General features: G+C 68.8%; 13 protein-coding genes. 5 read left to right on the top strand and 8 right to left on the bottom strand.

Annotated features, from left to right (window positions below):
- Positions 1 to 22: 22 nt before the first annotated feature.
- Both ACIQID_RS11710 and ACIQID_RS11705 read right to left on the bottom strand, forming a co-directional pair.
- Positions 23 to 976, bottom strand: a complete 954-nt coding sequence (locus tag ACIQID_RS11710; RefSeq protein WP_312674685.1) for a carbohydrate ABC transporter permease — start codon at positions 974 to 976, stop codon at positions 23 to 25.
- Positions 976 to 1,896 (bottom strand): carbohydrate ABC transporter permease, encoded by a 921-nt coding sequence (locus ACIQID_RS11705; protein WP_025102661.1) that lies wholly within the window; start codon positions 1,894 to 1,896, stop codon positions 976 to 978. The genes ACIQID_RS11710 and ACIQID_RS11705 overlap by 1 nt, the downstream gene beginning before the upstream one ends.
- A gap of 199 nt (positions 1,897 to 2,095) precedes the next feature.
- Here ACIQID_RS11705 and ACIQID_RS11700 point away from each other — a divergent pair, with 199 nt between their 5' ends.
- Genes ACIQID_RS11700 through ACIQID_RS11685 form a run of 4 tightly spaced genes read left to right on the top strand, consistent with a single transcriptional unit; the run spans position 2,096 to position 5,948 of the window.
- Positions 2,096 to 3,250, top strand: a complete 1,155-nt coding sequence (locus tag ACIQID_RS11700) for a SpoIIE family protein phosphatase (RefSeq protein WP_312674683.1) — start codon at positions 2,096 to 2,098, stop codon at positions 3,248 to 3,250.
- Positions 3,247 to 5,211 carry a glycosyltransferase family 2 protein gene (locus ACIQID_RS11695; RefSeq protein ID WP_312674681.1) on the top strand — a complete coding sequence of 655 codons (1,965 nt, stop codon included), beginning with the start codon at positions 3,247 to 3,249 and terminating at the stop codon, positions 5,209 to 5,211. Before ACIQID_RS11700 ends, ACIQID_RS11695 begins: the two co-directional genes overlap by 4 nt.
- Positions 5,195 to 5,527, top strand: coding sequence for an STAS domain-containing protein (locus ACIQID_RS11690; RefSeq protein ID WP_071329288.1), 333 nt, complete (start codon positions 5,195 to 5,197; stop codon positions 5,525 to 5,527). Before ACIQID_RS11695 ends, ACIQID_RS11690 begins: the two co-directional genes overlap by 17 nt.
- Complete coding sequence (locus tag ACIQID_RS11685) at positions 5,517 to 5,948, top strand: ATP-binding protein (protein ID WP_136050609.1); 432 nt, start codon at positions 5,517 to 5,519, stop codon at positions 5,946 to 5,948. The genes ACIQID_RS11690 and ACIQID_RS11685 overlap by 11 nt, the downstream gene beginning before the upstream one ends.
- Positions 5,949 to 5,952: 4 nt before the next feature.
- Here the strand turns inward: ACIQID_RS11685 and ACIQID_RS11680 are convergent, their stop codons facing one another.
- The 6 genes from ACIQID_RS11680 to dnaK all read right to left on the bottom strand — a co-directional run bounded on the left by ACIQID_RS11680 (position 5,953) and on the right by dnaK (position 11,239).
- Positions 5,953 to 6,396 (bottom strand): DoxX family protein, encoded by a 444-nt coding sequence (locus ACIQID_RS11680; protein WP_312674679.1) that lies wholly within the window; start codon positions 6,394 to 6,396, stop codon positions 5,953 to 5,955.
- A gap of 127 nt (positions 6,397 to 6,523) precedes the next feature.
- The gene (locus tag ACIQID_RS11675) at positions 6,524 to 7,183 is read right to left on the bottom strand and encodes a GntR family transcriptional regulator (protein ID WP_025102667.1); all 660 of its coding nucleotides are present in this window, start codon (positions 7,181 to 7,183) and stop codon (positions 6,524 to 6,526) included.
- A gap of 47 nt (positions 7,184 to 7,230) precedes the next feature.
- Positions 7,231 to 7,644, bottom strand: a complete 414-nt coding sequence (locus ACIQID_RS11670) for a heat shock protein transcriptional repressor HspR (protein WP_136052243.1) — start codon at positions 7,642 to 7,644, stop codon at positions 7,231 to 7,233.
- 94 nt (positions 7,645 to 7,738) lie between these two features.
- Entirely contained in the window at positions 7,739 to 8,722 is a 984-nt protein-coding gene (locus ACIQID_RS11665; RefSeq protein ID WP_400285046.1) for a DnaJ C-terminal domain-containing protein, read from the bottom strand.
- Between the two features lie 7 nt (positions 8,723 to 8,729).
- Positions 8,730 to 9,374, bottom strand: a complete 645-nt coding sequence (grpE, locus tag ACIQID_RS11660; RefSeq protein WP_331201399.1) for a nucleotide exchange factor GrpE — start codon at positions 9,372 to 9,374, stop codon at positions 8,730 to 8,732.
- Positions 9,375 to 9,376: 2 nt separating this feature from the next.
- Positions 9,377 to 11,239 (bottom strand): molecular chaperone DnaK, encoded by a 1,863-nt coding sequence (gene dnaK / locus ACIQID_RS11655; protein ID WP_136052245.1) that lies wholly within the window; start codon positions 11,237 to 11,239, stop codon positions 9,377 to 9,379.
- Positions 11,240 to 11,450: 211 nt separating this feature from the next.
- Between dnaK and ACIQID_RS11650 the strand changes: the two genes are divergently transcribed.
- Positions 11,451 to 12,254, top strand: coding sequence for a MerR family transcriptional regulator (locus ACIQID_RS11650; RefSeq protein WP_312674671.1), 804 nt, complete (start codon positions 11,451 to 11,453; stop codon positions 12,252 to 12,254).
- Positions 12,255 to 12,258 lie beyond the last annotated feature (4 nt).

Raw genomic sequence — 12,258 nt, 5'->3', positions numbered from 1 at the left:
GCTCCTTTCGATCTGTGGTTCGTCATCCCTTGCGCCCCTGGGTCGCGACGCCCTCGATGAAGGCGCGCTGCCCGAAGGCGAAGAGGATGAGCATCGGGAGGGTCACCAGGAGGGAGGCGACCATGACGTACTGGTAGTCGCCGTGACCGCCCGCGGTGGGGCTGTACTTGGTCATGGCGTAGGCGATGCCGAGCGGCGCGGTGAACTCGTCCACCGACCCGGCGTTGAGGTAGATGAGGGCGGCCTGGAGGTTGTTCCAGCTCGCCTGGAACTCGAACAGGAAGACGATGACGAACGACGGGATCGACAGCGGCATCGCGATCCGCCAGAAGAGGCCCCAGGCGCTGGCCCCGTCGAGCCGCGCCGCCTCGAACAGCTCCCGCGGCAGGCCGAGGAAGAACTGCCGCTGCAGGAAGATGTAGAAGGCCGAGCCGAAGAGGTTCATGCCCCACAGCGGCACCCAGGTGCCGAGGAGTCCGGTCTCCTTCCAGATGAGGTAGATCGGGATCATCGTCACCGCGCCGGGGAGCATCATCGTCGCGAGCACGAGGCCGAACAGCAGCCCGCGCCCCGGGAAGCGGAAGTAGGCGAACCCGAACGCGACGATCGAGCTGGAGATCGCGACGGCACCGGCGGCGAGCAGCGCGATGGCGATGCTGTTGCCCATCCAGTTCAGCAGCGGGAGCTGATTCCACACCTCGACGTAGTTCTCCGGCACGAACGTCTTCGGGATGAGGGCGTTGTCGAACACCTCTCCGCGCGGCTTGAAACTCGCCGCGAGGAGCCACGCGAACGGGTACAGGAACAGCAGTGCGAACAGCACGAGGATGACGTTCAGCACGATCCGGGCGATCAGGCTCTTCGGCTGTCGCAGGTGCCGCCGCCAGCGCGGGCGGGTCGGCACCGTGGTCGTGAACGTGCCCGGGGCCTTCTCGGGCTCCGCCTCGACGGGGACCTGACGCAGGGTCTGGGACATCAGCGGTCTCCCTCGTAGTAGACGAAGCGGTTGCCGACCTTCACCTGGATGAGCGTGATGATCATGATGATGACGAAGAGCAGCCATGCCATCGCCGCCGCGAAGCCGAAGTTGAACTGCCGGAACGCCTGCTGGAACAGATAGATCGCGTAGAAGAGGGATGCCTCCGGTGACGAGTTGCTCTGATCCCGCCAGAACAGCAGGTACGCCTGGTCGAAGATCTGGAAGGCGGCGATCGAGAGCACGATGACGTTGAAGAACATCGCCCCCGAGATCATCGGGAGGGTGATCGAGAAGAACTTCCTGATCGGCCCCGCCCCGTCGAGCGAGGCCACCTCGTACAGCTCGACGGGCACGTTCTTGAGGGCGGCGAGGAAGATCACCATGGTTCCCGCGACCGTCCACAGCGTCATGATCACGATGCTCGGCTTGACCCACGCGGGGTCGACGAGCCACTGCGGTCCCTGGATGCCGAATACCCGGAGGAACTGGTTGATCGCGCCGGAGTTGCCGTTCAGGAGCAGGAAGAACACGGCGGCGGTCGCGACGGCCGGCGTCATCTTCGGCAGGTAGTAGAGCACGCGGAAGGCTCCGGCACCGCGCCCGACGCGGTTGAGCAGCAGAGCGAGGATGAGCGCGAACACGATCTCCAGCGGCACCGCCATCACCACGTAGAACAGCGTGTTCGCGAGCGAGACGCCCACCCGCGGGTCCTCGAACAGGTTGGCGTAGTTGTCGATGCCGACCGGGCGGGCGCTGTTCGTGGCCAGGTTGTAGCTGCTGAACGAGATGTACAGGCTGTAGACCATCGCGCCGGCCGTGAAGATGAGGAATCCGAGGAGCCAGGGGGAGATGAACAGATAGCCGGCGAGGGCCTCTCGGCGGTTGTACCGGTCCCGCTGGCGGGTCTTGAGCGGCATCCACCTGCCTCCTTTCCGAGGACGCGCAGACACGGCGCTCCGTCCTGGCGCGATGCTAGATCCGGAGAACCGGTTCCCCTCGGGGCTTGCGCAGAACCGTTTCCTGTGGTTCGCCTGAATGCCTCGTCGGCGCGCTGATGCCCCGGGTGACGTTCCTCAATAGGATGTGGGGAATAAACACGGAGGAGGGGCGGGGGGAATGTTCGACGAGCGACGGCGACAGGCAGCGCTCGAGGAACTGGGGATCCTTGACACACCACCCGATGAGCGGGTGGATCGGGTGGCACGACTGGCGAAGGAGATGTTCGGCGTGCCGATGGTCAGCGTCTCGCTGATCGACCGCGACCGGCAGTGGCGCAAATCGCAGATCGGCCTCGGGGGGAACGAGGCACCGCGACAGGACTCGTTCTGCGACTACACCGTCTCGCAGGACCGGACGGTGGTGGTGGAGGACGCGAGCACGACCGACCTCTTCGCCGAGAACCCGTTCGTGACCGGCGATCCGCACCTGCGTTTCTACGCGGCGCATCCGCTGCACGCCCCGGGCGGCGAGCCGGTCGGGACGCTGTGCGTGCTCGACACGGAGCCGCACACGTTCACGGACGCACAGCAGGACCTTCTGCGCGATCTCGCGTTCTGGGTGCAGACGGAACTGGCCCAGGACGCGGACATCGACCACGCCGCCGTGGTGCAGCGGGCCCTGCGCCCGCGGGTGCACCCGGAGGTCGAGGGCTACACGATCGCCGCCGGGGCCGCTCCCCGGGGGATGCTCGCGGGAGACTACTACGACTTCTCCCGTCATGGCGATGCGATCCGCGTCACCCTTGCGGACGCGATGGGCAAAGGCACCGGGCCCGCGCTGGTCGCGGCCACCGTGCGGGCGTCCCTGCGCACGGCACCGGAGCGCTCGCTGGCCGACGCCGTGATCGAGGTGGACCGCCTGCTCGAGGACGACCTCGCCGACACGTCGATGTTCGTGACCGCTGTCGTGGCGGAACTACGACCCGAGACGGGAGAGCTCGACGTCATCGACGCCGGACACAGCCTGGCGTTCATCGTCCGTGCGGACGGATCGTGGACGCCCCTCCGCTCCACGAACCTGCCCCTCGGCATGGGGATGGGCATCGCCGACCCCCGGGTGCCGATGACCGCGCGACTCGAGGCCGGCGACGCCTTCATCTGCTGCAGCGACGGGCTCCTCGACGTGCTCGACGCCGACGACCCGTTCGGTCACGTCGAGCGGGTGCTCACCGCGATGGGACCCGACGGCGCCGTGCGCGAGGCCCTGCGACTCGCGAACGACGACCGCGCCACCGACGACATCACCGTCGTGGTGGTGCGGAGGGACGCATGACCGCGCGGTTCGCGACCATCCGCGTCCTGGCCCTGCTGTCGGTCCTGCTCGGCGTCAACTACGTCGCCTGGCGGTGGTTGGAGTCGGTGAACTGGTCCGCCTGGTGGATCGCGGTGCCGCTCGTGATCGCCGAGACCTACAGCCTCATCGACACGTTCCTGTTCTGTCTGACCATGTGGCGGGCGAAGGAGCGTCCGGCGCCGGTGTCGCCGCCGCAGGGCACGGTCGACGTGTTCATCACCACCTACGACGAGCCGATCGAGCTCGTCCTGACGACGGCCAGGGCGGCGAAACGGATCGCCTATCCGCACTCCACCTGGATCCTCGACGACGGCTCCCGCCCCGAACTCGAGGCGGAGGCCCGGGCCGCCGGCGTGGGCTACCTCACGCGTTCCGAGGACTGGACCGGCAAACCCCGGCACGCCAAGGCCGGCAATCTCAACAGCGCGCTCTTCCAGACCGACGGCGAGTTCCTCCTCATCCTCGACGCCGACCAGGTGCCGGATCCGCTGATCCTGCACCGCACGCTCGGGTACTTCGCCGATGACCCGGAAGTCGCCCTCGTGCAGACGCCGCAGTGGTTCGTGAACGTCGACGAGGCCGATCCGCTCGGCAGCCAGGCGCCGCTGTTCTACGGGCCGATCCAGCAGGGGAAGGACGGCTGGAACGCAGCCTTCTTCTGCGGCTCCAACGCCGTGCTCCGCCGCGAAGCCCTCATGCAGCTCGGCATCGTCGGCTATGTGCGGAACGTGACCGACTCCGCCGCGCGGGCGCTGAAGACCGCCGAGGCGCTGATCGCCCGCGAGGCCGAGACCGCGACGGACCCGGCCCTCGCCACCGAGCTCGGAGCGCTCCGCATCGCGATCGCGCGCGGTCGCAAGGAGCTCGCCGCAGGGGCGCCGGTCGCCGAGGTCGCCGCTCGCGTGGGCGACGCGGTCGACGATGCCTCCCGCATCCTCGTGGCCCACGACCTCGAGGGCATCCGCGCCGACCTCGCCGTGATCGAATCCCTGCCGGTGCAGCACGACGCCGAGCTCGGACAGGTGATCGTGGACGAGGCGGGACTCGAAGCCCTCGCCTCCTCCGACCTCTCCCCCCTCACCGCCGTGGAAGCCGTCCGCGGGCTGCTGGATGCCCTGCGCCTCGACCGGGCGGACGAGGCGCAGCCGATCCTGCCCCTCGCCACGATCTCGGTGACCGAGGACATGGCGACCGCGATGCAGCTGCACGCCCTCGGGTGGCGCAGCGTCTACCACCACGAGATCCTGGCCCACGGGCTCGCACCCGAAGACCTCCGGACGATGCTCACCCAGCGGCTGCGGTGGGCCCAGGGGACGCTGCAGGTCATGCTGCGGGACAATCCCCTGGCCAAGCGCGGGCTCTCGGTGGGACAGCGCCTGATGTACTTCGCGACGATGTGGAGCTACCTCTCCGGCTTCGCCGCGATCGTCTATCTCGCCGCCCCGGTGATCTACCTCGTGTTCGGGGTGCTCCCCGTCACCGCCTGGTCGGTCGACTTCTTCGTGCGGTTCCTGCCGTACTTCCTCGTCAACCAGGCGCTGTTCCTCGTGGTCGCCAAGGGGGTGAAGACCTGGCGCGGTCAGCAGTACTCGCTCGCACTGTTCCCCGTGTGGATCCGCGCGTGCTGGACGGCCTTCGCCAACGTCGTGCTCGGTCGGCCGCTGTCCTTCGCCGTGACCAGGAAGGACGGCCGGGATCCGCGCGGCGTCCCGTGGCGGGAGATCTGGCCGCAGCTCACCGCCATGGTCGTGCTCGTGATCGCCCTCGTCATCGGGGTCGCCCGGGTCATCGTCGGCACCGGCGACGGCACCGGAACCCTCGTCAACACGGCCTGGGTCCTGTACGACCTGGTCGTCCTCAGCGTCATCATCCAGGCGGCGCGCTACCGCGGTCCCGCCGCGCAGGTCCTCGAGAAGGAGTCGAATGAACGTCAGCACTGACACCAGGGACGGCTACGCCGTCGTCACGATCACGGGGCGCCTGACCGCCTCGGGGGCGCCGTTGCTCCGCAACGCGGTGAGCGACCTGGTCACCGCCGGGCAGCCGCGCATCGCGATCGATCTGAGCGGCACCGAGTTCGTCGACTCCTCGGGCCTCGGGGCTCTCGTCGGCGGCCTCAAGAGCGCCCGCGTGGCGGGCGGCGATCTGCGCATCGCCGCCGTCCCCGAGGCCGTGCGCACCGTCCTCCACCTCACCAACCTGGACCGCGTGCTCCGCGACTACCCGACGCCGGAATCGGCGTTCGATGGACGCTGAGACCCGGTCCTTCCACATCGACGGGCCCGCGGGGCTCGCCCTCGTCGACCGCGCCCTCGATGAGCTCGACCGGCTCTGGACTCACGCTCCGGAAGTTCCGGCTCAGGACCAGGTGCTGTTCACCCTCGCGCTCAGCGAGGTCACGACCAACATCGCGCAGCACAACGAGCACGCGGACGTCGTGCTGAGCATCGACGTCCGCGTGACGCCGGAGGAGGCGCGCGCCTACGTCCGCGACACCGCCCCGCCGGCACCGATCGACTGGGACGCCGTGACGATGCCGGGCGAGGAGGCGGAGAGCGGACGCGGACTCGCGCTGTCGCAGGCCGCGCTCGACGAGTTCACCCACACCGTCACCGATCTCGGCAACACCTGGATCCTCGTGCGACGCGTGGACCCCGCGCGCGCGGCGGGCGACTAGGCGATCAGGCGAGCCAGGCCGGCGCGCGCCCGCGCAGGGCGGCGGCGTCGATGGAGTAGCGCCCCGCCCCCGTGAGGGCGAGCGCGAGAGCCGCGGCGCCGAGCACCGCGACGAACTCGTAGCCGCCGGCCGTCACCCACAGGCCGGCGGGCAGGTGCACGAGCACGAGGGCGACCAGCATGTCGGCCGCGAGCAGGATGCCGACCGGGCGCGTGAGCAGACCGAGGATCAGCAGGATCCCGCCGATGAGTTCGAGGAAGGCCACGACGGGCGCGGCGATCTCGGCGAGCGGGACCCCCATCCCGGCGAAGCTGCCGATGGTGCCGGGGATCGTGAACTCGAAGATCTTCTGAGCGCCGTGGGCGGCGAAGATCGCGCCGACGACGATGCGCAGGACGAGGAGTCCGAGCGACGAGGCGGAGGAGGCGGAGGCTGTGGTGTTCGTCATGAGGAGGTTCTTCCTTCGTGGCAGGACACCCGCGCGGGCGCGGACCAGGGCTCTTGCCCTGGCCCCCACGGTAGGAACCGTTCTTTTCCGTCCGCTGAACGCCTCGGCTTCGCGGACGAGGGCGACCTCAGCGGGAGCCGACCTCGTGGAGCATCCGCTCCCGGGCGCCGTCGAGGTGAGCCGAGAGCACCGCAGCGGCGTCCTCCGGGGCTCCCGTGCGCATGACGTCGAGCAGCTTCACGTGATCGTCCGATGACTCGTGCAGGTCTTCGTCGTGATTGATCGTGACCTCGAGCAGGGCCGTGAACGTGGGGAGGTACTGGTTCCAGGCCCCCTCCAGCCGGGGGTGATCGGCGAGGGCGTAGATCTGGGAGTGGAAGTCGAGGTCGGCCGTCACGAAGGCCGCATGGTCACCCGCGTCCGCGGCCTCGGCCATGCGCTGGACGGCGTCGGCCATCGGCTGCCACCGGTCGTCGTCGTCGACCCGCATCGCCCGCGAGAGGGCGAGCTGCTCCAGCGCGCCCCGCAGACTGTAGAGCTGATCGACGTCGTCGCTGGTGAGGCCCACGATGTAGACGCCGCGCGGACGCTGCACCTCGACGAGCTTCTCGAAGCTCAGCTGGGTCAGGGCGTCGCGCACGGGACCGCGGCTGACGGCGAACTCCTCGGCGAGGGCCTCTTCGGTGAGGCGGGCCCCCGGTGCGAGCTCCCCCCGGACGATGCGCTGGCGCAGCACGCGCGCGACCTGCGCTCCCAGCGACTCCCCGCGGGTGACGGTCTGCGTCATGGTGACCTCCTGTTAACAGTTGACAGGATACACACCGGGGTGCGCGGTCAGGCTCCGGAGCGCGGACTCCACAGCACGAGTTCCGTCGAGCGACGGATGCGGCGGCCGGTCGGCATGGGCACGACACCCGCGGATCCGGCGGCGAACACCCGCACGCCGGGGCGGTTCTCCCGCTCGGCGCGGAGGGCGCCCTCCAGTGCGACGACACGGTCGCGCAGCATCCGGTTCTCGTCCTCCAGGTCGAGGAGCCGGGCGATCGCGGGGAGACTGACCCCTTCGGAGGAGAGCTGGGCCACCTCGCGCAGCTGCTCGATGTTGCGGTGCGAGTACCGACGGGAGCCGCCGGGCGTCCGCCCCGGCACCACGAGGCCGATCCGGTCGTACTGACGGAGGGTCTGGGGGTGCAGGCCGGAGAGCTTGGCGGCTGCGGCGATCGCGAAGACCGGAGTGTCCGCGTCCATCACGCCTTCCTTCCTGATTTCACGTCAGGCCGCCGCGCCGGGTCAGGCAACTCCCTTCCGGAAGCGCCTGACCCGACGCGAAAGCCTGTGCTCGTCAACGGCGGGCTTTCGCCATGAGCTCGGCGCGCGGGTTCTCCTGCGGCTCCAGTTCCTGGAACCGCTCGAGAGCCTCGCGCGCGGCGTCGTCGAGGTGCGTCGGCACCGCGACCTGGAGCTCGGCGAGCAGGTCGCCGGTCCCCTTGGCGGTCGCGACACCACGACCCTTGACGCGGAGCACGCGACCCGAGGGGGTCCCGGGGGCCACGCGGAGCTTCACCACGTCGCCACCGAGGGTCGGGACCTCGATGGTCGCGCCCAGCGTCGCCTCGGTGAAGGTCACCGGGACCACGAGGCGGAGGTTGAGACCGTCCCGCGTGAAGACCGGGTGCGGGCGCACCGTGATCTGCACCACGATGTCTCCGTTCTCCCCGCCGTCGGGCGAGGGACGACCACGGCCACGCAACCGGATCTTCTGTCCGTCGGCGACACCCGCGGGGATCTTCACCTTGAACGGCTTGCCGTCCTCGCCCTGCAGGGTGATGGTCTCGCCCTGCACGGCGGTGCGGAAGTCCAGCGTGGTGCGGGCCGTGACGTCGGCGCCGCGCTGCGGGCCGCCGAAGCCTCGGAAGCCGCCGCTCGGCTGCCCGAACCGGCCACCGCCGAACGAGCTGCCCTGGCCCTGGTTGAACATCGCGAAGATGTCCTCGAAGTCGGCGGTCTGGCCGCGCCCCTGCTGTCCGAACCGGCTGAAGACGTCTTCGAACCCGCCGGCGCCCGAGCCGCTCGCCGTGAAGCGAGCGCCCGAGCCCATGGCGCGGATCTCGTCGTACTCCTTGCGCTGCTCGGCGTCGGAGAGCACCGAGTAGGCCTCGCTGATCTCCTTGAACTTGGCCTCGGCCTTCGCATCGCCCTGATTGGAGTCGGGGTGATACTTGCGCGCGAGCTTGCGGTACGTCTTCTTCAGGTCAGCGTCGCTGACGTCCTTCGAGACCCCGAGGGTCTTGTAGAAGTCCTTGTCGAACCAATCCTGGCTGGCCATCGATCACCTACTCCGCAGGGACGGCGACGACGACCTTCGCAGGACGCAGCTCGACCTCGCCGAGGCGGTAGCCCACCTCGACGACCTCGAGCACCGTGGTCTTCGAGGTGCCGGGGGTCGGCTGCTGGAAGATCGCCTCGTGACGCTGGGGGTCGAACTCCTCCCCCTTCTCGCCGTAGGCGACCACGCCGAGCCGCTCCACGACCGTGCGCACCTTCTCGGCGATCACGGCGAAGGGGCTGCCTTCGACCAGATCGCCGTGCTGCTCGGCGCGGGCCAGGTCGTCGAGCACGGGGATGAGACCCTTGGCGGCCTCGCCCTTCGCACGCTCGATCTCGATCTGGCGCTGCTCCTCGGTGCGGCGGCGGTAGTTCGCGTACTCGGCCTGCAGGCGCTTGAGGTCGGTCAGCAGGGCGTTCTCGGCGTCGGCGATCGCGGCGTCGCCGGCGGCGGCATCCGCCGTCTGCGCGGCACCGAGGATGTCCTCGACCGTCAGCCCTTCCTCCGTCTCGGCAGCGGCGTCGACCGGGGTCTCGTCGGAGCCCTCGGCGGCCTTCGCCTCACGGGAGTCCTGGTTCTGCGGCACGGGGCCGGATGCCTGAGCATCCGACCCCTCCGGAACCTCGTTCTCGTCGAAGTTCTTGTCCGTCATGATTACTTCTTCTCGTCCTCGTCGTCGACGACCTCGGCGTCGATGACGTCCTCCTCGGAGGAGGGGGCGTCACCGGTCGGGGCCTCGCCCTCGGCCGAAGCGCCGGCGGCGTCCGCCTGCGAGGAGGCGTAGATCGCCTCGCCGAGCTTCGACTGGGACTGGTTGAGCTTCTCGAACGCGGTCTTCACGGCCTCGTCGTCGTCGCCGGCCAGTGCTGTCTTGAGCGCATCGACGTCGGCCTTGACCTCGGTCTTCACGTCCTCGGGGAGCTTGTCCTCGTTCTCCGAGATGAGCTTCTCGATGGAGTAGGCGAGGGTCTCGGCCTGGTTGCGGGTCTCCGCAGCCTCACGACGCGCCTTGTCCTCGGCGGCGTGCTCCTCGGCCTCGCGCACCATGCGCTCGATGTCCTCCTTCGACAGCGACGAGCCGCCGGAGATGACGATCGACTTCTCGGTGCCGGTGCCCTTGTCCTTCGCGGACACGTGGACGATGCCGTTGGCGTCGATGTCGAAGGTGACCTCGATCTGCGGGATGCCACGGGGAGCCGGCGCGATGCCGGTCAGCTCGAAGGTGCCGAGCGGCTTGTTGTCGCGCGTGAAGTCGCGCTCGCCCTGGAAGACCTGGATCGCGACGGACGGCTGGTTGTCGTCGGCCGTGGTGAAGGTCTCGCTCCGCTTGGTCGGGATGGCCGTGTTGCGCTCGATGAGCTTGGTCATCATGCCGCCCTTGGTCTCGATGCCGAGGGAGAGCGGGGTGACGTCGATCAGCAGGACGTCCTTGCGCTCGCCCTTGAGGACACCGGCCTGCAGCGCGGCACCGACGGCGACGACCTCGTCCGGGTTCACACCCTTGTTGGCCTCCTTGCCGGTCTCGCGCTTGACGAGCTCGGCGACGGCGGGCATACGGGTCGAACCACCCACGAGGACGATGTGGTCGATGTCGGAGACCTTGATGCCGGCCTCGCGGATGACGTCCTCGAAGGGCTTCTTGGTGCGGTCGAGCAGGTCCTTCGTGAGGTCCTCGAACTTGGCGCGGGTCACGGTCTCGGAGAGCGAGACGGGGCCCGAGTCGGTCAGCGACAGGTACGGGAGGTTGATGCTCGTGGACGTGGAGCTGGAGAGCTCCTTCTTCGCCTGCTCCGCGGCCTCCTTGAGGCGCTGCAGGGCGATCTTGTCACCCGAGACGTCGACGCCCGTGGTCTCCTTGAACTGCTTGATCAGGTAGTCGACGAGACGCTGGTCCCAGTCGTCTCCACCGAGACGGTTGTCACCGGCGGTGGCGCGCACCTGGATCGTGGAGAAGTCGTCGTCCTTGCCCACCTCGAGGAGGGAGACGTCGAACGTTCCGCCACCGAGGTCGAAGACGAGGATGAGCTCGTCCTCCTTGCCCTTGTCGAGGCCGTAGGCCAGGGCAGCGGCGGTCGGCTCGTTGATGATGCGGAGCACGTTGAGGCCCGCGATCTCACCGGCCTCCTTGGTGGCCTGACGCTCGGCGTCGTTGAAGTACGCCGGAACCGTGATGACGGCGTCGGTCACGGTGTCTCCGAGGTAGGACTCGGCGTCGCGCTTGAGCTTCTGGAGGATGCGCGCGGAGATCTCCTGCGGCGTCCACTTCTTGCCGTCGACGTCGAAGGTCCAGTCGGTGCCCATGTGGCGCTTGACGGAAGCGATCGTCCGGTCGACGTTGGTGACGGCCTGGCGCTTCGCGGTCTCGCCGACGAGCACCTCCCCGTCCTTGGTGAAGGCGACGACCGAAGGGGTCGTGCGGAAGCCCTCGGCGTTGGCGATGACCTTGGGCTCGCCACCCTCGAGGACGCTGACGACGGAGTTGGTGGTTCCGAGGTCGATACCGACAGCACGTGCCATGTGTTCTCTCCTTTGTTGGGAAGTCTGTAGTGGTCTGGAAACCTGCGGCGATCAGGGAAACCTGAGTCGCGATGGCTCAAGTGTACGCCGAGGCCTGAACGCTGTCAAATGAACTTGATATGAACAGGCTCAAGTTTTCCACCGGGGCGGTCGCGTGTCCGCGAACCGCCATGCTTGACTCTCACACGGTGTCAGACGGGAGAACAGAGACATGTTGTCCATCGGAGCGTTCGCGCAGATCGGCCAGGTGACCCACCGGATGCTCCGGCATTGGGACACGGCCGGGCTGCTCGTGCCCGCCCACGTGGACGAGTCCAGTGGTTACCGCTCCTACGACCCCTCGCAGCTCGAGCGCCTGCACCGGATCGTCGCCCTGAGGCAGCTCGGCTTCGGCCTCGACGCCATCTCGTCGATCCTCGCGGAGGGCGTCGACGCCGACCGGATCGCCGCACTGCTGCGCATCCGGCGCGCCGAGGTGGAGCAGGAGCACCGGCTCGCCGCCGCGCGACTCGTCGATGTGGAGCGGCGCCTCCACCTCATCGAGAAGGAGAAGCACATGTCGCAGATCGAGATCGTCCAGAAGCCCCTCCCCGCCGTGCGCCTGGCGGCCGTGCGCACCGTCGTCGCCGAGCAGCCGGCGGTCGCCGAGGTCGTGGGTCCCTCCTTCGACGCCGTGGCCGAGGTCATCGGAGACGAATGCGGCGCCCTCACCACCCCGATCGCCCAGTACCGGACACTGCCGGACGGGATGGAGGTCGTCGCCGGATACTCCTACTCCGGCCCCGCCGCCGACGGCATCGAGATCATCGAGCTCCCCGCCGAGGAGGACGCCGTCTGCGGGGTGCACCTCGGCTCGATGGAGCGGATCGCGGAGAGCTGGCACGCCATCCACACCGAGGTGGTCGCGCGCGGCCTCGTGCACGCCGGGCCGTGTCGGGAGCTCTACGTCCGCGCCATCGGGGACGACCAGTCGGACTGGGTCACCGAACTCCAGCAGCCCGTCGCGCGGCGCTGACGCG

This window comes from Microbacterium sp. NPDC091676 (assembly GCF_044756645.1).
In the GTDB taxonomy this organism is placed as follows: Bacteria; Actinomycetota; Actinomycetes; order Actinomycetales; family Microbacteriaceae; genus Microbacterium; species Microbacterium paraoxydans_D.
This window is presented reverse-complemented; position numbering and strand designations above follow the sequence as displayed.